Below are 19136 nucleotides of genomic sequence, written 5' to 3'. Positions count from 1 at the left end.
TCAGTCCCACTTGGATGATCATGAAGCCATAAAACAGGATCAAGTGCATACATCCACTTTTCTTGTCTTTAAATAATTTACGTTGGCCGAACCCATTGATTAAAACAGCATTAATTCTTTCTTTAAGGCTTGGTTCAAACTCGGCCTTCTTGCCAAGTTTCACAAACAAATATCGGCTGTATACGACATTGAAGAACAAGTAGAAAGCATAACCGGTCACGGCCATGAGGGTTATAAAATTAAATAAATCTAACATTCCCTAACCTCCATTACTTCTGTATTGGTCATGGTGAACTCCCGCTACCGTTGTGATGAGGGATACCTACCCCATAGAAGGAAAAAGGGAGGAAATGGATTCCTCCCACAAACGGGGACAAGTCAAACCGCAGCTCCATTAAAAACTTCTTTCAATTCTTCCGTCAATAAAGGTACTACTTCAAATAAATCTCCTACAATCCCATAGTCGGCCACTTGAAAAATAGGGGCTTCAGGATCTTTGTTAATGGCTACAATCACTTTGGAGTTCGACATTCCCGCTAAGTGCTGAATGGCACCAGAAATCCCACAAGCAATGTACAAGTCCGGTGTGACCACTTTGCCCGTTTGTCCAACAAGCAAGGCATAGTCGGAATATCCCGCATCACATGCTCCACGGGAAGACCCTACAGCTCCGCCTAACACATCCGCTAACTCTTGTAAGGTTTTAAACCCTTCAGCGCTCTTTACCCCGCGTCCTCCGGCTACAACCACTTTCGCTTCACTTAAATCAACTCCGCCAACCGCTTTACGTACGACTTCTTTCACGATGGTGCGCAGATCCTTGATCACAGGTTGGAAGGGGACGATCTCGGTTTCTGTAGGTGCTTCTTTCATTTCGAAGTTATTGGAACGCAGGGTTACAAAGATCGTTCCTTTCTTGAAGCTCTTCTTTTGGAAAGCCTTCCCCCCATATATCGGTCGGATAAAAGTGATATTCCCCTCAGCTGTATCAAGTCCAATGCAGTCCGTAATTAAACCGGATCCCAACCGAGCGGCTGCCCTTGGTGCCAAATCTTTACCCATACCGGTATGTCCCATTAGAACTACATCTGCTCCTACTTGTTGAACCAATTGCACGACCGCTTGAGTATAGGCATCTGTCGTATACACTGAGAGGCTTGCCTCGGTACTTACATATAACTTCTGGGCCCCATATCGTGAAATTCCGGAAACATATTCTCCAGAGTCTGCACCAAACAAAGCCGCAATAATCTCTCCGCCTTCTGCAAGCCGTTGGGCAACGGACAAGGCCTCTAAAGAAACTTGACGCAATTTCCCATCTTTCACTTCGGTTAATACAAGTACTCTTCTTCCCATTCGTTCTCCCTCCTCTTAGATCACTTTGGCTTCTGTACGAAGTAACTGAGCTAACTCACGAACTTGCTGCTTTACTTCTCCTTGTAAAACGCGTCCGGCCTCTTTTTTGCCTGGCAAGTACTGGTCTGTGACCACCGTGAGCGCCTGCGATTCCTCTTCGGATAGGCCAAGATCACTTATTGAAATCACTTCCAATGGCTTTTTCTTCGCCTTCATGATTCCCGGAAGAGACGGATAGCGCGGTTCATTTAACCCTTGTTGGGCCGTCAGTAACACCGGCAAAGAAGCCTCAATGATTTCCAGATCTCCTTCTACATTTCTTTCGATGATTGCCTTTCTACCATCTAGTGATAATTTTGTAATGCTAGATACATGGGCAATATCCAGTTCTTCTGCTACTCGGACAGCAACCTGACCAGCCCCCGAATCCACCGCCAGATTACCTCCGAGGATCAGGTCAAACGAACGGTTCCGAATCGCTGCTGCCAACCATTTAGCCACCACGAATTCATCGTATTCTCCTTCTTCCTGTTCAATCCGTACCGCCTTGTCCGCTCCCATCGCTAATGCCGTACGCAGCACACTGTCGGAACGTGCGGGTCCAACCGTTAAAACGGTCACCTCGCCGCCTTTTTCTTCCTTTACTTTCACAGCTTCTTCAATGGCATATTCATCATAGGGGTTCATGATAAATTCCACTCCATCTTCAATGATTTGGCCATTTTGAACGGCAATTTTTTCTTCCGTATCAAAGGTCTGTTTAACTAAAACCAAAATATTCATTGGTTGCTCTCCCTTCATTCTCAGGGTCTAATTTATCGAAAATAGCAATAACACATATTATAAATCCCCTGTTTACTAATCAGTTAGTAAATAGTCCTTCAAGCTTACAAACCTGCCAAAGACCCTAGATAGCCCGTGAAAGAAACCCCTTGACAGACTATCGAGGATTGGAAAACTATGAAATAAATCTAGCAAAATTTAGTAATCCATCATTTTATTCAAGCGCTCAACCGATTCAATAAACTCTTCTAGCATTTCTTCAACCACTCGCTTAACTGTTGTCTCTTTCGTCATCTGTCCAACAACCTGACCAACAACTGGGGCCATATAGTCTTTAGCTTTTGCACGATGAATACGTGGGAGTGCATAACCCCTCCAAAATAAAGTTTGTCGCGGTAATCCAAGCGTATTTGGTGCGTCAGGCCTTACCCAGGCATCCGTTGCTTTATCCCGTATCATACGAGACGGTTTACCAGTCAAATGGCGTGACAGAACGGTATCCTCGGATTTAGCCTGTAATATAACTTCCCTCTCTTCTGGAGTTAATTCACTTTCCCTTGTAGCAAGCCAGACGGAGCCACACCAAACGCCCGCTGCGCCCATCGCTAGAGCGGCAGCTATTTGATTCCCACGTCCAACCCCTCCTGCGGCTAAAACAGGTATCGGATCTAGTGCTTCGACAAGTTCAGGCCATAAAACCATCGAGCCGATTTGCCCTGTGTGTCCCCCCGCTTCATATCCCTGAGCAATGACAAGATCGACACCCACTTCTTTATGTTTCATGGCATGTTTAAGATTCCCTGCTAACGCCCCCACTTTAATGCCCTTAGAATGTGCTCTTTCGACCTGGTGCTTCGGGGGAGCACCTAGCGCACTGACGATCAACTTCACATTCGGATGACGATAGACAACCTCTAACATCTCGTCATTTCTTTCCGGGTTCCAGTTGTATATATTGAAAACTTCCTTACGCTTTTCTTCCTTTAAATCCTCAGGTAAGTGTGGAATGTTAGCTTCTTCAAGCAATTGATCAACAAAATCCTTATGTTCCTTTGGTGTAATGTCTGCAAGTGTTGTAGTTTCACTCAACACGTTTTTCTCTTGTTTAGATGGCATAACAAGATCAACACCGTAAGGTTTTCCGCCTGTATGTTCGTCAATCCACCTTAATTCTTGCTCTAGCATTTCGGCGTCCATATAAGCCGCACCAAGAACACCAAATCCGCCAGCTTTGGTAAGTTCAACAACAACATCCCGACAATGACTAAATGCAAATATTGGTAACTCCATACCTAACATCTCTGTAGCCTTCGTTTTCATTGTTTATCGCCTTCCTTATACCTCTTTATTTTTTAATGATCAACAAAATTTGAAATAATATTTATTTTAGAACCAACACCTATTTATTAATAAATGCTTTCGCCGCATTAGAATTCATTAATTCGCTGTTTTTAAATCTGTTAATATCATACTGAGTAACATCTACCAGATCCGTTTTGCCATCTACAATAAGATCCGCCATCACTTTGCCATAGAAAGGAGAAGTTTGAATCCCTCCAAATCCACCAATTCCGATACAATTAAAGAATCCTTTTACCTCGTCTAGTTCTCCAATGATGGGTAGGTGATCCGGTGTAAGGGCATATAATCCTGCCCAGCCCGTTTGAAATTCAATATTCTCAAATCCTGGGGCAACATCCATAAGTTTTTCTGATAATTCCTCAACAAATTCTCGATCAATCGATTCTTTAAAGTTATCTGGATCAACTGGTTGTTCACCTTCTTCACAATCTTCACTATGGAGGCCAGCAAATATTTTACCGCCTACTTCATCCCTAAAATAAACACTCATTTCTTCTCTTCCAGGGAAATAAGTCGTAACATGTGGAACTACATAGTCAACATGAGTTTTAAACACCGCAGTTTGCCTTCTGAATCCTTTTACTGGAAAATCCACACCGATCATACGTCCAATTTGATCAGCATGAGCACCAGCTGCATTAACAATATATTCACATTCAAAATTTCCTTTATTAGTAACAACAGTAAAACCACTACCATCGTGGATAATTATGTTCTCTACCTTCGTATTTTGAGATGCCTTAGCACCGAGTTCCTTCGCTTTATTTATAAACACTTGTGTAAGTAAATAAGGATCTAGGTAGGCATCATTTGGTCCCCATAAAGCAGATGGAACTTTAGAAACATCTAAATCAGGAATAATCTTTTTGATTTCCTCAGGTCTAACTGTCGCGGAAATCCTTCCGTATTTCGCTTGAATTTCATTCGATTTTTTAAAAGCTTCCGTGTCTTCTTCGTATTTCCCCAGTCTCAAGTATCCAGTAATCTCTAATTTAATATCACCATTTCTATGAAATTCTTCAAATACTTCCATGCTTACAGCTCTTTGTACAATATCGCCTTCATCTAGATATTGGGTTTGTACAACACCGGAAGATTTACCCGTTGCACCACTTCCATATGCCCCCTTTTCAAGCAACTGAGCATCTGTGAGCCCTTTTTTAGCCAGATGATATAAAATACTTCCTCCTATGACCCCTCCACCAATGATAAGCACTTTAGTTTTCATCAAATGATCCCTCCATTTTACTACTAGCTTTTTATCAAACTTATAAAGATATAAAGCAAGTTTCGTGCCAAGTACATTTTACTCTGTAATGTTATAATGGGGAGGGATAATAAAACAATTATGAAATTATTCATCAATATATTTAGGAAGAGCATTTCTTAAAATGGTTTTTTAACTTTAACAATCAAACGGGATAAGATCTGTATTAAAAACTGAAAATCGTGTATCAAAATCGATACACCGTGTGTTAATTTTTGAAATTCACCCCTTACTCTATTCCTAATTTCCTCATTTTATAGTAGAGTGCAGAGCGAGATAATCCTAAACGTTTTGCTGTTTCTAGTTTATTGCCTTTTTCTAGAGATAGAGTTTGCATAATCATCTTTTTTTCGAATAAATCCACCCCATCTTGTAAAGATACTTGTAAAAGTATATCTTCTTGTAAAGATACATCCTCTTGTAAAGATGTAGCTATTGAAGTGTAACTCCCCTCCGTATTTTCAAGATCCACCCTAATCGATGTATCGTTATGATTTATCGTCTGGCTTGTGTTAATTAAGTTTTTTGGAAGGTAATCCACTAATATCGTTTCATCAGCAGAAAAAACGACTAGACGCTCAATTACATTCCTAAGCTCACGTACATTTCCAGGCCAAGGGTAGTTAATAAGTATTTCCATTACATTATATGGAATCTCTTTAATAAAACGATTATACTTTGTGGAGAATTCGTATAAAAAGTATTTCGTTAATTCTACTATATCCTGTAAACGTTCCCTAAGTGGGGGGATATGAATCCCAATAATATTTAATCGGTAGTAGAGATCCTCTCGAAATAATCCTTTTTGAGCCATTTCAAATAAGTCTCGATTTGTAGCAGCAATTATTCGAAAATCTACTTCGAGTTCCTTAGTACCACCAACAGGATAGTATTTTTTCTCTTGTAAAACCCGTAACAGTTTGACCTGCATATCAAGGGGCAATTCTCCAATTTCATCGAGAAATAACGTCCCTCCTTTAGCAAGTTCAATTTTCCCCTTTTTCCCTTTTTGATCCGCCCCTGAAAAAGCCCCTTTTTCATACCCAAAGAGTTCACTCTCAAATAAGGTTGGAGGAATTGCCCCACAGTTGATTTCAATAAAGGGCGAACCAGGTTTTTCCCTTAAATTATGAATAGCCTTAGCAAATAGCTCTTTTCCGACCCCGCTCTCACCATATATAAGACAAGTAGTGCTAGTATTTGCCGTTTTTTTACATAATTCAATCGTTTTAGTTATAGCTTCGCTCTTTCCTATAATCAAGTTAAAGGGGTTGTTAGAAGGGGCTAATTTTTCTACCTCATTTTTTAGTTGTTCAACTTCTCTGGTGGTATTGATTAATTTTTGAGTTAGTCGAATTTCATTTGATATATCCGTTTCTGCACATGTGACTCCAACAATTTCCCCGTCTAATTCAATGGGACTCATATTCACAAATAAAACAAGATCATCTCGAGGCCGACTAATCGTTCGATGCAACCTTTCTCCAGTCTTAAGAACTCTTACCATTTGCAATTTTTCATAGGGAAAATAGTTAATCACTGGATTCCCTATTACCTCTTCTTTTTTCATTGAATATAAACGTTCCACTCCTCTTGACCATTCAACAGTTATCCCATTTTTATCAATAACAGCCAATGCTTCCTCTGCAGTTTCAATGATTGAATCATAGTAAGCTTTCAGATATCTGTAAGCATTGTATATTTTTTTGTAAACATCATGAACTTCAATGTATCCCATAGGGGAACCCATGTCGTTAGTTATTAGAATCACCTCATATTCATCCAAGCTCTTCATTAATTCATCAAATTCAATGGAAATAGGAACTGACTTTGTTTTTATCCATGACAGAACTTCAATTTTAGAGATGGGTGGCCTTAAATAATACAATTGTTGATTCTTATAAGAGAAGTACACGGTTTGATCTTGTTTCTCTGGATAGATGTCATCATCTACAAATGCAAAAGATTCATTCAGTAGGTTTTCAATCTTTGGAAGCTGATGTTTCATAGAATCCTCCTGTTCTAAAATTCATACATTATTCTAAAATTTACACATAATATGCTTCGTTTTTTGTACATATCGTTATTGTACAAGATATATCTCTTAATTTTCAATATAGTGATTCAATTTCGAACCCTACTCCTCAAGTTTTCTAACGCGAAAAGGGATATCTTGGCATGGTAATTGCTTATAAAAATATCATGAAAGAATTTTTCATTAGGATATTAAAGAATGGAGGGATTTTAAAATGAAAATTTTAGTGTTATTAAAACAAACCATTGGGACTGAAGAAAAAATAGTTATCGACAACGGAAAGGTCATTGAGGATGATGTGGAGTTCATTATTAATCCATATGATGAATATGCCATTGAAGAAGCAGTGAAGTTGAAAGAAACCATGGGAGCTGAAGTGACCGTCATTACGGTAGGACCACCAAGGGTTGAAAGTTCGCTTCGAACTGCACTAGCAATGGGGGCCGATAAGGGCATCGTCATTGACGTTGAGAAAGAGTTAACAGATGAGTATAACACGGCTAAAGTTATTGCAGCTGCGATAAAAAAATATGAGTATGATTTAATATTAGGAGGAAATATGGCCGTAGATTCTGGCTCTGGTCAGGTTGCGATCCGAGTAGCAGAAGAATTGGGGATCCCTCATTTATCCTCCATTACTAAACTATCAATTGAAGATAGAAAGGCGATAATAGAGCGTGATGTAGAAGGAGACATAGAGGTTATTGAAGTTAATCTACCATTCTTGGCGACAGCCCAACAGGGATTAAATGAACCTCGGTACCCATCTCTATCAGGGATCCTAAAAGCAAAGAAAAAATCTTTTGAGCATTTTACAATAACGGATTTAAATATGACTGGTGAGGATATAAATACTCGCACTTCTGTTCTAAATCAATATTCTTCACCAGAGAAACCGCAAGGTAAAATTCTAACCGGAGATATTTCTCAACAAGTTAGTGATCTAGTACATCTGCTTCGTAATGAATCCAAATAGTCTAATTATTTATTCGAGGAGGACAAACAGTGAAAAAAATACTTGTACTTGCAGAATGTAAGGATGGAAAGTTACGTAATATCTCTTTTGAAGCTCTAACTTTAGCCAACCAATTGGCTGAAGATGGGGAAGTAGTTGCTGCTCTTTTTGGTACAGAAGCTTCTTCTCATGTTGAAGAACTAAGTAAATATGGGCCAAAAAAAATATATATCGCAGATGAAGCTGCCCTATCCACTTACAATAACGATGCGTATACTCAAGCATTAGCTCAGCTTATCGAAGAGGTGCAAGCGGATGTTATTTTAATGGGCCATACTTCACTTGGCAAAGATCTTGCACCGAGAGTAGCCGCTAGATTGGGAGTAGGTTTAATTTCTGATTGCACTGCGGTTGAAATTAGAAACGATATGGTTGTTTTTACCCGACCCATTTTTGCCGGAAGAGCATTTCAGGAAAAGGTCTTTAATCAAGGAAAAATATTTGCAACACTACGCCCTAATAACTTTGAAGTTCTTGAAAATCCTAAACAATATGTGACAGTACCTTTCCAACCTGTTATTAAAGATATAAGAACCACGATCAAGGAAATTGTTAGAAAAACCTCATCCAAAGTCGACCTGAGTGAAGCAAAAGTCATTGTATCCGGTGGTCGTGGTGTTAATGATAAGGATGGATTTAAGGTGCTTCAAGAGTTAGCGGATGTATTGGGAGGTGCTATAGGGGCTTCACGAGGTGCATGTGATGCAGGTTATAGCGATTACTCTTTACAAATTGGGCAGACAGGTAAAGTCGTTAATCCGGATTTATATATTGCTTGTGGGATTTCTGGGGCCATTCAGCACTTAGCGGGAATGTCGAACTCCAAAGTGATTGTAGCCATTAACAAAGATCCTGAAGCGCCGATTTTTCAAGTGGCGGATTATGGGATTGTAGGAGATCTATTTGAAGTTGTACCGTTATTAACGGAAGAGTTTAAGAAAGCATTGGTTACTTCCTGATGTTTCATTCCTGCTTAGGATGAGCAATTAAAATTAATTTTTATTAACTACTGGCTATGCCTAATGAAATTTACAGCGTTGTAACAGAAAAGATCTCCAATCGTTATAAGAGATAAGCGTAAGACTTACTCAAATAACGAAAGGAGATTTCTTTTGTAATTCCACCATACTTATAAGTCTCTAAATAACTTGAAAACGGAAAAGTAGTTGAAAGCCTTCGTATAGCTGAATATGATCCACTGCTTTAACACTAAAATCTAGATCGAAAACGACTTAGGAAATCTTTCGTACGCTGTTCTTTCGGATCTTGAAAGAGCTTTTGCGGCGGGCCTTGTTCTATAATATTCCCATCAGCCATAAAAACGACTCTATCAGCAATATCTCTGGCAAAATCCATCTCGTGAGTAATCAATAGCATGGCCATTTCCCCCTCATTTGCGATTTCTCTAATCACCTCTAATACTTCACCGACTAGTTCCGGATCTAATGCAGCTGTTACTTCATCAAATAACATAATTTGGGGTTTCATGACTAATGCTCTTGCGATAGCCACTCGCTGTTGTTGTCCACCGGAAAGTTTTGCGGGATAAGCATCAAGTTTATGTTCAAGACCCACTTTTGTTAACATTTCAATTGCTATTTCCTTCGCTTTTGTTTTTGGCATCCCCAATACATGTACCGGGCCTTCCATCACATTTTTAAGAATAGTCATATGTGGAAATAAATTATATTGTTGAAAAACCATTCCTATCTTTCCACGTATCCTACGGAAATGCTTTTCGTCTGCAGGAATTAGTTTACCGTTTTTTTCTGTATGCCATAAATATTCGTCTTCTACTTGGATTGTTCCACTTGATGGCTTCTCTAACGTCATTAACATCCTGGCAAGTGTTGTTTTACCTGATCCACTTGGGCCAATAATTGCAACCTTTTCCCCTGGGAAAATATCGAGATCAACACCTTTCAAAATTTTCACATCATCAAATGACTTTGTTATGTTTCGATATTTAACAATCGGCGTTACTTGATCGAGGCTTTTATAACCATTTATCTTTTCTAAATGATTAACTGAAAGTATTGAATTCATATTTCACACATCCTTTACTCGTATACTTAAGCAGTCCCTTTTCCAATACCTTTATTCATTTTCTCTTCAATGTAACGAATAAGAATAGATGACGGATAACTTAAAAGTAAAAATAGCAATCCTACAATTGTGAATGACTCAAAATATCTAAAAGATGTTGAACCAATGATTTTAGCTGTTTGCATCATTTCAATTAGTGTAATGGCGGATAGAAGTGGAGTTTCTTTAAACATAACAATGAAATAATTACCTAGTATTGGTATTACCAAACCAATTGCTTGTGGCAAAATGATACGAAACCATGTTTTAGTCTTTGAATGGTTTATTGCTATACTTGCTTCCCATTGACCTTTTGGTAATGATTCGATACTTGATCTATACACTTCTGCCAGATAAGTACTGTAATGAAGGCCAAGACCGATCACACCGGCAACAAAACTCGAAAAAGAAATTCCAAACTCCGGCAACACATAAAAAATGAAAAATAGTTGCACTAATAGTGGAGTACTGCGAATAAATTCAGTAAACCATGTTACTACGATCACTAATGGTTTAAAGGTTGATCTCCTGCAAAATACCCAAACTAATCCCAGAAAGGCAGCGAGCAAAAAACCTATTATCGTTGCAGCTATTGTGATTTTCATAGCATTCAATAAGTCTGGAAGAATTGACCATGCGAACTCCCAATCCCACATCAATTATACCCTCCCAGCAGATAATTTTTTTTCTAACTTTCGAAAACTAAATGTAATAGGATAAGCTATAATAAAATAAAAGATTAAAAGTAAAGTGAATAATTCAGTTGATTGCATCGTAGAGTTTCGTAAGGACATTGCTTGGAAGGTTAAGTCAGATAAGGTTATAAGAGACACAAGGCTTGTTCCCTTTAGTAATTCAATCATTAAATTCCCGAATGTAGGAATTATTAATAAAATTGCTTGAGGAAGAATCACTCTTCTCATTCTTTTGATAGGCGTCATATTTAAGGCAATCGTTGCTTCTGTTTGCCCTTTTGGAACAGATTGGATAGAACTTCTGACAACTTCAGCACCATAAGCCCCCATATTTAACCCAAGAGCTAACACCCCAGCTGTCATAGCTGATAATTCAATACCCATAATTGGAAGTGCAAAATATAACCAGAATAACTGTATTAATAATGATGTTCCTCGAAATACTTCAATATAAAAGTTTGAAATAATTCTAATAACAATCCATTTTGATAGTTTCATAAATCCCAATATAAAAGATAAGGCTAAACCCAGAAAAGCAGAATAGATTAAGATTTCTAATGTAACAACTAGTCCACTTAGGAGCGGTGGAATAAAATCTATTATGGAATACATTCTTACTATCCTCACCTTCTAGAAAAGACGAAAGGAAAGAAAGATTCTTCTCGTCTTTCCAATTATTACTTTGATATTATCCTTTAAGATTAGTCTTTTAATAACTCCTCCGCTTTTACATCGCCAGGCAGTTCCTGTTCTGTAAGTCCAAATTTCTCAAGAATTTCTAGTAATTCTCCGGATTCTTTCAATACTTCAAGCTCTTTATTAAAGGCTTCTCTAAAATCATCATCTTCTTGACGAAAAACTGTTGCACCATATGAACGTACACTTTTCCCATCTATCACAGGTTGTACAAAATCCTCTACAATCTCTATACCGCTATCTTTAGTTTTATCTAACAAATCTTTCAGTGATGGTCTTGTCGTCGCAACCACATCTACTCTCCCTGATTTAAGAGCAGAAAAGGCGCTTGGAAGGTCAGGAAGTAGCTTTATTTGATCTTCAGAAACTCCAACTTTTAGTAAGTACTTCTGTTCAACAGTCCCACTTAAGACAGCTACTTTAATATCTTTATTATTTTTAATATCTTCATAACTTTTTATATTAAAAGGATTTCCAACTTTTACACCAATGCTCTCACCAATACTATACTCCGGATTAGCAAAGTCAACTTCTTTAGCCCGTTCTGGAGTGATATACATACCTGCTGTAATAATATCAAAACGTTTCGCTTTTACTGCTGGAATCATTGAACCAAATTCTGTTAATACACCTTCCATCTCATTGATTCCCATTCTTTTAAAAACCGCACGCGCTACCTCAACCCCCAATCCCGTCAATTCACCGTCTGGTGTTTTATATGCATATGGAATCTCATTGGCAAATCCAACCGTCACTTTCCCTTCCCTTTTAACTTTTTCTAATGTTGTCTCCCCTTCTGATTCCTTGCCAGAGGAAGAAGATTCTGAACTGCTGCATCCAATCAGACTAAATACCAAAACTAATATAAACAAACTGGTGATCAATTTTTTCATTATTATTCTCCTTTTATCATATTTTTGGAGCTACCCAACCCAGAATAAAATACCTGCTATAGGACACCTACTTTTGCTCCAAAGATTCATTGAGGCAATGTGCCAAGATTTACTTAACATTTTGTGATTTCCTAGAAATGCATAGTGTTACGGCATCGAATCTAAACGGTAACAAAAAACTAATTTTGCTCTATTGGGCTAAATCACCCCCTTATTGTACTTACCTAAAAGGTTTTTCGGTGTTCTTTACTTACTGTTAAGTAAAAAACGAAGCTAGAATACATAGTGGACACACCGTTAAGAAGGTATTAATCGTGCAATACTGATCCTAACGAGGAGGTGTCCACATGGGTGAACAACGGCAACGGTGGTATATATTCTATAATTTATAAAGTGTTATTCATTCAAACAAATGGACTTCATCACCTACATGAATTTCACCTGTTTTTTTCACAGAAGCATAAATGCCGAAATTTTGTTTTCTTTCTTTTACAATGGTTTTAAGTAAAGTTGCATCTCGTTCTCCACTATCAGGATTAACGGTAATAATCATACATCTTGGACAATCACTTGTTAATTCAATTTCCACCTCTTCCCCTATTTTCATTTGTTTTCCAAACCACGTTTCTTCTATAAATGGATTTTTTTCTATTAATGATATAATAAAATTAGGGCGAAACCGCCGATGATCGACTTCTCCTTTTCCCCACAATTCTTTTAACTTATTTATGGAAGTATCAAATACCAGATGTATGTGATCTACTGCAATTGGCCCGATAGGGACATACGAAGGGGTATATGCAAAAGTTGAAATTTTCCTGTTTGTTTTGTTTTCAATTTCTTTAATCAGTTCTGTATCTTTCCAATCAAAAACCCTACCTTCGGGTGTTATTATTTCGACCTTGGGATATTCCTTCATGAGCTCTTCTCCTACAAACCTTGCTTTATATTGAGCCATTTCCGGGAATTGTGCAATGGTTAAAAACTTCCCTGGCTTTGTTTCATCTAAATAACCATGGCTACGGTCTCCATATAATCCATATTCCATTACTTTTGTTTTCTGTAAACTTTCTCCGTAAAAGGATTTCACAGGGTGGCGAACAATTTCCTTGATATGACCGATTAACATTAGCTCCCTCCAATTTTAAATTTTGCTAGACGGAACAATCAGCACAATTAACAATTTATCCATTTTTTCTTTCAAGTTGGATAAGAATTTTTTAGGATCCTTTTTAAAAAGTAGGTCCTACGGGCTCTCTCCAAATCATGCTTGAATATTTGGAACATACTCTCCCATACTCAATCCTTGCAAATTCCTAGCAGCTCCCGCAAAGAAGCAAATTTGGTCGACAACAAATTCACTTACTTATCAGTAAGTAAATTATACCCAATCACAGATGTAATGTACAGTATTTTTTGAATACTCGATATTTAGTAATTGAACTTACCGGTTATTCTATATCATCTCCATAAACTTCGATAGTCGTTTCTTGGCAATGCAGAAGAGGACATAGAGGTGATTGAAGTTAATCTACCATTCTTGGCAACAAAAATAGTCTATTTTTTTATAAGAAGAGGATATACAGCGTGGGAAAAAAATACTTGTATGTGCAAAGTAGTTAATCCTGATTTATATATTGCTTGTGGGATTTCTTGTGCCATTCAGCACTTAGCGGGAATGCCGAACTCCAAAGCAAGACTTTTTCGATGTCCATTATGACGGTCAAACCTTAGCTATAAATGTCAGCAGATACGTCAAAGCCTGGTCAAGAGATGATCTTCAACCCGACAGCAGCAGCTAATACCATTGCAATGAACAGGATGCGACGCAGTTTTTTGATTCACCAAAGAAAAACATGCCAACCGATGCTCCTCCTACAGTACCGATCCCGGTCCATATTGCATAAGCCGTACCCATAGGTAGACTTCTCATTGCAAAACTCAAACATATGAAGCTCTCTCTTCGCCGCATCCTGATAAGCGCCATGAATAGGTCGTCTTTGCCCCCAAGAACATATTTTTCGATTAGGGAAACACCCCCTTCCTATGCAGAGGTTTTAAGGTTGTAGCGCAAACGCTCCCACAGAAGCCCAATCTATTAGGACCACTGTCAAAGGTGAGATATAATCAATTGCATACTTCGACACTTAATTCATATACCCGCCTTCAAGTAATTGCAAATAAATACCTATTATTTCTTTTTTAGAAATTGGACCTTCCGCGTCATACCATTGATACAATCCATTTACCATTCCAAATATACCCCTAACAACAGTATGAGGATCTAAAGATCTAAAGTGACCCAAATTTATGCCTTCTTTATATACTTGGACAAATAACATTTCATATGCCTTAACCCTACTTCTCAACGATTTGAGTTCTTCCTCTTTAAGCTCGGATTGTTCATGATTAAAGATAGTGGTAAAAGTTTGGTTATCAAGAACAGCGTGTGCATGACCTTCAATTAATCCGCGGAGCTTTTCTTTTGGATCTATATCCTTTTCCATGATAGTCATTGCGGAACGAAGATATATATCCATAATTTCTTCAAAAATCGACCAAAGAATTTGATGCTTGTTCTTAACATAATAATATAGCGCTGGCTTTGTTACCCCAAGTTCTTTAGACACATCTTCAAGTGTAGATGCTCGATACCCTTTTTTTGCAAATATCTCAGAAGCAGTTAAAAGTATGGTCCTCGTTGTAATACCATTCCCGTGCTGCATCCTAACCTCCAGGTCACATTACTTATCAGTAAGTAAATTTTTAACCTTATCATACCTCGGGAATATGATTTTGTCTACTACAAGGCATATACTCTAAATAAAAGGAAAAGCCACGAGAGCAGTTGTCGTGGCTTTAAATGGATACACTTTCATGGCAGAACCGATGGTGAATCTGTCCGACCTACATTGCCGTTAAGAGTAACACGTGCCAAAGAGGCTTTCATTAAGGTACGATTTTATCTCTTCAGGTATTGGATAGGATTGTTTATCTTTTATGTTAATATGAGTCATTTCTACAACAGCAAGGATTGTTTCATTACGCATTATATTAAATACAACATGATAACTAGTGACTCCTATTTTCTTGACATATAAATCAATATCTAATAAATCATCTAAATAAGCTGGTTCTCTGTAGTCTATATTTGCTGATCTCACTACAAAATCAAAGTCTTTGGAGGCCAATTCATGAGGGGACCAGCCCTTTTTTCTAAAGAATTCATAGGAGGCATTATCACACCATGTTAAATAATGGGCGTTAAATACAATTCCTTGTGCATCCACTTCATTATACCGAACTCTATGTTTCATAACCTTCATAAGTAACCCCTCACTAAAAAATTACTCTACATTCGTTATTCAACAATTTCTTAAGTTCTTTTTTATTAATTTTGCCCACTCCACTTTTAGGTAATTCTGATACGATCACGATATGTTCAGGTACCTTAAACTCAGCCATTCTTTCTTTTACAAACATTTGAATTTCATCAGGAGATAATGTGTGTTCCTCTTTTAAAGAAATAACCGCTGCTACTTTTTCACCAAACACATCATCTGGGATGCCAATAACTGCTACTTCATAGATAGATGGATGTTTTGAAATACATTCTTCTATTTCACTAGGAGAAATATTAATACCTCCACGTATAATTAACTCTTTTTTCCGGCCAACTATATAAAAATAACCTTCTTCATCATACTTGACCAAATCTCCTGTATAAAACCACCCATCTTTGATAACCGATTTAGTCTGATCAGGGTCGTTATAATAACACTTAAATAACGTATTACTCTTAATGAGTAGTTCGCCCTCTGTTTGGGGAGAAACGACTTCGTTTCCATCATTATCTTGAATTTTAATTTGAACACCTGGAGCAACTCTACCGCATGAACCCTCTTTAAAAGTATCTGTTTTCGTATTATAAGCAATCACAGGTCTCACTTCTGTTAAGGCAAAGAAATTCATAATTTGAATATTTAACTTTTGTTTAAAATGCTTCACTGTACTCTCAGCGATAGGTGCACCAGCTGTTAACATCAATCGAATAGAATCTAATCTAGTGATATCCATCTTCTCAGATGCATTTAGCATCATATTATACATCGTAGGTACACCCATAAATAATGTAATTTTCTCTTGAACCATTTTATTTAACACTTTTACAGGATGGAATTTTTCTTCCAAGACAACATGTGCTCCAGCAAATAAGCAAGTAAGAGTTCCAGTAGTTAATCCGTATAAAAAGGACATCGGTAAAGTAATTAATACTTTATCATTTTCATTAATATGCCATACTTCTTTATATTGTTTGGTTGATTCTAATTCATTGAGATGAGTGGCTACAACTCCTTTGGGTACACCTGTACTGCCAGAAGTAAAAATGATTAATGCGTCTGTATCCTGGTCAAACTCCTGCAATTCAGCTACTCCATAACTATCATTTTTATTTACAGCCACAGGATTTCCAATCAATTTATACTCTTTTTCAAATGCAGTAATTTTTAAGGCTTCCTTGAATAAATCCTCCGAATTTTCAGAAGTAAAACATTGAACCGGGTTTGTTCTTTTTAATATATCTGCCACTTCATCCGCAGTCAGTTGATGATTAATAGGTACGAAAATAGCTCCTAAAGCGGTTGTTGCTAAATAAAGACTAATAATTTCCGGCCTATTTTCTGAAAAGCAACAAATAATATCTCCAAATTTAACATTTTCTTTTAAGATATTAATGGTCGCCTTAATTTGATTGGCTAACTCTACATATGAAATATCTTGATCCTTAAAAGAAATTGCAGGCCTGTTACCATAAGAGTTGGCAATTTGAATAAACTCTTTTGCTAAATTCATTATTATACCGCCTTTCTTGGCATACTTCATATCGATATTGCTGATGTTGAATCCTCTGACTTCTACTCCAGACATTCAGACATTGTATGAAAGACCGCATTTGATTTTTCTTTAATCGTTTTAATCAAACGTTCTACCATCTCTATCCGAGGGCCTCTGCCAATAACTTGTGGATGCATAGTCAAGGTATACACACTATTCTCTAATTTATCAGCATAATAGAACTCTTCCATCCAGCGGTTAAACACAAAATCTGGAGAACTAAGTCCTCTATTTTGGCCTGTAAAAGCAAAATAGGGAAAATCATCCAATTCCCAGGAAACAGGAATTTCTAAAATACTAGATGGCTGTCCGAATTTTATATTACCGTCGATATCAGCTGAATCCCCTATACGTAAGTAATAGGGTGTGTAGTCATCTGCCATTAAACTAGAATCATATTTGAACCCATATTCTTGCAAAAGAGATGGGGTAATCATATTCAAGTTCCACGCTGGTGACCTAAAACCTGAAATAGTAGTTTGTAAAAACTCTTCTAACATCTTCTTTCCATGAAAAAGTATTTCTCTTTCTTGCTCTTCAGATAATTGATTCCATCTTTCGTGAGAGATACCATGAAGACCTATTTCATGTCCATTATCGCGTATTTTTTTTATTAAATATGGATAATTTTCAATTTGTTTAGCTGGTACAAAAAACGTTGCTTTAATTGCTTCTTGTTCTAACAAATTCAAAATACGTTCTAACCCTACACGCGCTCCATATTCTCCTCTGGAGAGTTCAGCTAACGTTGTTTTGTGAAAGGTTCCAGTCCATAACAATTGAAAATCCACATCGAATGTTAGTAAAACTTTTGTCGTCATGTTGCTGTCCACCCTCATCAACAAATTTATATTCATAATCTTTTCCATAGATCAATAGAAACAGCTGGCAGATAAATAAGGGTTTTTTATAGAATTGTACACCTCAATATCTGATAAATCAATTAATTAATATCAATCTCAACTGCATAATGGAAATTAAATTTCGTATCGTTTGAAATCATTACGACATGGTTGTCCTGGTGCAACCTCTATATATCCTGAAGTTAAATTCATTATGATTGAAAATACGGTATTAGCTAGAAGTGGTCTACCTAACTTAGGTTTTATCTCTTCTCCATGTCGACAAATACTGTCTGGGAAATTAATATGATCTGACAAAATTTCCTTAAACGTTTCTACAGTGATTTCTCCATCTACCTGCTTCAATAACTTTTCAGCTCGTTTGTTTCTTAAATGTGTGTCTGGGAATTTCAATCTTGAAGTATCTTTAATATTAATATATTTAGGCCCACAGAAATGATTGGAATGCGTAATATAATTGTTTTCTGCATATATAACATCATAATCATCACATGTTACTTCAACATCAATGGCTTCTCCCTCTTTAGAAGCAATTAAATAGTTTGCCGCTGTTCCTCTTGGCATACGGGAGATTTGTCCAATCGTTTGTGAATGAAACTCACTATTTAAAATTCCTCTTAATACAATATGAATGGGAACTCCGTATTCCTTTTGCTGAATACTTAAAAAGTTTAAGCATACCCCTATTCCGCTGCTATTCATCCCAATTTTTCCTACTATACCTGCTTCTGTACACATTAGAATCTTTGGTTTATTATCTTGCTCAATTTCAAGAATAATTAAGCTATCCTTTATTTTCCCAACCCAATCCCAATTTTGTCCAATGATAGTTTCTCTATATTTTGTACTTGGAGGAACAGCAGCCATTGATGTACAGCCATCATTACTTGACATAATTTCACTTCTAGCATTTAGCGCGACGATATCTAGTAGGTCAATTTCTGCCCCTTCACTAATTCCACGAATTTCTTCCATAATGTCTTCATCGTACTCTTGAATCCATGGAATATATTTATTGGCTTCCTCACGGGCCTTTTCCCACTCTACTTTATTATAACGGAACATTTTTTTATATAGCTGTACTGCCTTTGTTATTTCTTCACGAGCTTTCACACCAACTTGGAAGCCACATTCATACGAGTTTCCAGAAACTTTAATATGTTTCAAAACATCTCTCTCCCTATAATATA

General features: G+C 37.3%; 17 protein-coding genes and 3 pseudogenes. 3 read left to right on the top strand and 17 right to left on the bottom strand.

Annotated elements, in window-relative coordinates:
* The 6 genes and pseudogenes from ABLT31_RS32355 to ABLT31_RS32330 form a co-directional block, all read right to left on the bottom strand.
* Positions 1 to 256, bottom strand: a pseudogene (locus ABLT31_RS32355) (hypothetical protein); the annotation flags it as partial.
* Between the two features lie 122 nt (positions 257 to 378).
* The gene (locus ABLT31_RS32350; protein WP_367759493.1) at positions 379 to 1356 is read right to left on the bottom strand and encodes an electron transfer flavoprotein subunit alpha/FixB family protein; all 978 of its coding nucleotides are present in this window, start codon (positions 1354 to 1356) and stop codon (positions 379 to 381) included.
* Between the two features lie 15 nt (positions 1357 to 1371).
* Positions 1372 to 2139, bottom strand: coding sequence for an electron transfer flavoprotein subunit beta/FixA family protein (locus tag ABLT31_RS32345; RefSeq protein ID WP_367759491.1), 768 nt, complete (start codon positions 2137 to 2139; stop codon positions 1372 to 1374).
* Between the two features lie 198 nt (positions 2140 to 2337).
* Positions 2338 to 3459, bottom strand: coding sequence for a nitronate monooxygenase (locus tag ABLT31_RS32340; protein ID WP_367759489.1), 1122 nt, complete (start codon positions 3457 to 3459; stop codon positions 2338 to 2340).
* A gap of 79 nt (positions 3460 to 3538) precedes the next feature.
* The gene (locus ABLT31_RS32335; RefSeq protein WP_367759487.1) at positions 3539 to 4729 is read right to left on the bottom strand and encodes an NAD(P)/FAD-dependent oxidoreductase; all 1191 of its coding nucleotides are present in this window, start codon (positions 4727 to 4729) and stop codon (positions 3539 to 3541) included.
* A 268-nt stretch (positions 4730 to 4997) separates the two neighbouring features.
* Positions 4998 to 6776, bottom strand: a complete 1779-nt coding sequence (locus ABLT31_RS32330) for a sigma-54 interaction domain-containing protein (protein WP_367759485.1) — start codon at positions 6774 to 6776, stop codon at positions 4998 to 5000.
* Positions 6777 to 7017: 241 nt separating this feature from the next.
* Between ABLT31_RS32330 and ABLT31_RS32325 the strand changes: the two genes are divergently transcribed.
* Both ABLT31_RS32325 and ABLT31_RS32320 read left to right on the top strand, forming a co-directional pair.
* Complete coding sequence (locus tag ABLT31_RS32325; RefSeq protein ID WP_367759483.1) at positions 7018 to 7779, top strand: electron transfer flavoprotein subunit beta/FixA family protein; 762 nt, start codon at positions 7018 to 7020, stop codon at positions 7777 to 7779.
* 29 nt (positions 7780 to 7808) lie between these two features.
* Positions 7809 to 8777, top strand: coding sequence for an electron transfer flavoprotein subunit alpha/FixB family protein (locus ABLT31_RS32320; RefSeq protein ID WP_367759481.1), 969 nt, complete (start codon positions 7809 to 7811; stop codon positions 8775 to 8777).
* Between the two features lie 250 nt (positions 8778 to 9027).
* Here the strand turns inward: ABLT31_RS32320 and ehuA are convergent, their stop codons facing one another.
* The 5 genes from ehuA to ABLT31_RS32295 all read right to left on the bottom strand — a co-directional run bounded on the left by ehuA (position 9028) and on the right by ABLT31_RS32295 (position 13316).
* Positions 9028 to 9864 carry an ectoine/hydroxyectoine ABC transporter ATP-binding protein EhuA gene (gene ehuA, locus ABLT31_RS32315; protein WP_367759479.1) on the bottom strand — a complete coding sequence of 279 codons (837 nt, stop codon included), beginning with the start codon at positions 9862 to 9864 and terminating at the stop codon, positions 9028 to 9030.
* A gap of 26 nt (positions 9865 to 9890) precedes the next feature.
* The gene (gene ehuD, locus ABLT31_RS32310) at positions 9891 to 10559 is read right to left on the bottom strand and encodes an ectoine/hydroxyectoine ABC transporter permease subunit EhuD (RefSeq protein WP_367759477.1); all 669 of its coding nucleotides are present in this window, start codon (positions 10557 to 10559) and stop codon (positions 9891 to 9893) included.
* A 3-nt stretch (positions 10560 to 10562) separates the two neighbouring features.
* On the bottom strand, positions 10563 to 11210 hold the full coding sequence (gene ehuC / locus ABLT31_RS32305; protein ID WP_367759475.1) for an ectoine/hydroxyectoine ABC transporter permease subunit EhuC: 648 nt from the start codon (positions 11208 to 11210) through the stop codon (positions 10563 to 10565).
* Positions 11211 to 11299: 89 nt separating this feature from the next.
* Positions 11300 to 12187 (bottom strand): ectoine/hydroxyectoine ABC transporter substrate-binding protein EhuB, encoded by an 888-nt coding sequence (ehuB, locus tag ABLT31_RS32300; protein WP_367759473.1) that lies wholly within the window; start codon positions 12185 to 12187, stop codon positions 11300 to 11302.
* A gap of 400 nt (positions 12188 to 12587) precedes the next feature.
* The gene (locus ABLT31_RS32295) at positions 12588 to 13316 is read right to left on the bottom strand and encodes an MOSC domain-containing protein (protein ID WP_367759471.1); all 729 of its coding nucleotides are present in this window, start codon (positions 13314 to 13316) and stop codon (positions 12588 to 12590) included.
* A gap of 483 nt (positions 13317 to 13799) precedes the next feature.
* Here ABLT31_RS32295 and ABLT31_RS32290 point away from each other — a divergent pair.
* Positions 13800 to 13880: pseudogene (locus ABLT31_RS32290) on the top strand (FAD-binding protein); the annotation flags it as partial.
* 73 nt (positions 13881 to 13953) lie between these two features.
* On the opposite strand, the pseudogene ABLT31_RS32285 reads toward ABLT31_RS32290, so the two are convergent.
* The 6 genes and pseudogenes from ABLT31_RS32285 to ABLT31_RS32260 form a co-directional block, all read right to left on the bottom strand.
* Positions 13954 to 14174 (bottom strand): annotated as a pseudogene (locus tag ABLT31_RS32285) (DMT family transporter).
* 160 nt (positions 14175 to 14334) lie between these two features.
* Entirely contained in the window at positions 14335 to 14913 is a 579-nt protein-coding gene (locus tag ABLT31_RS32280; RefSeq protein ID WP_367759469.1) for a TetR family transcriptional regulator, read from the bottom strand.
* A gap of 192 nt (positions 14914 to 15105) precedes the next feature.
* The gene (locus ABLT31_RS32275; RefSeq protein ID WP_367759467.1) at positions 15106 to 15513 is read right to left on the bottom strand and encodes an acyl-CoA thioesterase; all 408 of its coding nucleotides are present in this window, start codon (positions 15511 to 15513) and stop codon (positions 15106 to 15108) included.
* A 13-nt stretch (positions 15514 to 15526) separates the two neighbouring features.
* Positions 15527 to 17116: a class I adenylate-forming enzyme family protein gene (locus ABLT31_RS32270; RefSeq protein WP_367759465.1), complete on the bottom strand. Its 1590-nt coding sequence runs from the start codon at positions 17114 to 17116 to the stop codon at positions 15527 to 15529.
* Positions 17104 to 17904 (bottom strand): polysaccharide deacetylase family protein, encoded by an 801-nt coding sequence (locus ABLT31_RS32265; RefSeq protein ID WP_367759463.1) that lies wholly within the window; start codon positions 17902 to 17904, stop codon positions 17104 to 17106. Before ABLT31_RS32265 ends, ABLT31_RS32270 begins: the two co-directional genes overlap by 13 nt.
* Before the next feature lie 156 nt (positions 17905 to 18060).
* The gene (locus tag ABLT31_RS32260) at positions 18061 to 19113 is read right to left on the bottom strand and encodes a C45 family autoproteolytic acyltransferase/hydolase (RefSeq protein ID WP_367759461.1); all 1053 of its coding nucleotides are present in this window, start codon (positions 19111 to 19113) and stop codon (positions 18061 to 18063) included.
* Positions 19114 to 19136: the final 23 nt, after the last annotated feature.

The sequence above is a fragment of the Ammoniphilus soli genome (assembly GCF_040813775.1).
The sequence above is the reverse complement of the archived record's forward strand: the minus strand, read 5'-3'. Positions and strand labels throughout refer to the sequence as shown.

Bases quoted from the DNA above. Each gene is read 5' to 3' on its own strand.
- ABLT31_RS32350 (WP_367759493.1), bottom strand. From the start codon at position 1,356: ATGGGAAGAAGAGTACTTGTATTAACCGAAGTGAAAGATGGGAAATTG.
- ABLT31_RS32345 (WP_367759491.1), bottom strand. From the start codon at position 2,139: ATGAATATTTTGGTTTTAGTTAAACAGACCTTTGATACGGAAGAAAAA.
- ABLT31_RS32340 (WP_367759489.1), bottom strand. From the start codon at position 3,459: ATGAAAACGAAGGCTACAGAGATGTTAGGTATGGAGTTACCAATATTT.
- ABLT31_RS32335 (WP_367759487.1), bottom strand. From the start codon at position 4,729: ATGAAAACTAAAGTGCTTATCATTGGTGGAGGGGTCATAGGAGGAAGT.
- ABLT31_RS32330 (WP_367759485.1), bottom strand. From the start codon at position 6,776: ATGAAACATCAGCTTCCAAAGATTGAAAACCTACTGAATGAATCTTTT.
- ABLT31_RS32325 (WP_367759483.1), top strand. From the start codon at position 7,018: ATGAAAATTTTAGTGTTATTAAAACAAACCATTGGGACTGAAGAAAAA.
- ehuA (WP_367759479.1), bottom strand. From the start codon at position 9,864: ATGAATTCAATACTTTCAGTTAATCATTTAGAAAAGATAAATGGTTAT.
- ehuD (WP_367759477.1), bottom strand. From the start codon at position 10,559: ATGTGGGATTGGGAGTTCGCATGGTCAATTCTTCCAGACTTATTGAAT.
- ehuC (WP_367759475.1), bottom strand. From the start codon at position 11,210: ATGTATTCCATAATAGATTTTATTCCACCGCTCCTAAGTGGACTAGTT.
- ehuB (WP_367759473.1), bottom strand. From the start codon at position 12,187: ATGAAAAAATTGATCACCAGTTTGTTTATATTAGTTTTGGTATTTAGT.
- ABLT31_RS32295 (WP_367759471.1), bottom strand. From the start codon at position 13,316: ATGTTAATCGGTCATATCAAGGAAATTGTTCGCCACCCTGTGAAATCC.
- ABLT31_RS32280 (WP_367759469.1), bottom strand. From the start codon at position 14,913: ATGCAGCACGGGAATGGTATTACAACGAGGACCATACTTTTAACTGCT.
- ABLT31_RS32275 (WP_367759467.1), bottom strand. From the start codon at position 15,513: ATGAAGGTTATGAAACATAGAGTTCGGTATAATGAAGTGGATGCACAA.
- ABLT31_RS32270 (WP_367759465.1), bottom strand. From the start codon at position 17,116: ATGTCTGGAGTAGAAGTCAGAGGATTCAACATCAGCAATATCGATATG.
- ABLT31_RS32265 (WP_367759463.1), bottom strand. From the start codon at position 17,904: ATGACGACAAAAGTTTTACTAACATTCGATGTGGATTTTCAATTGTTA.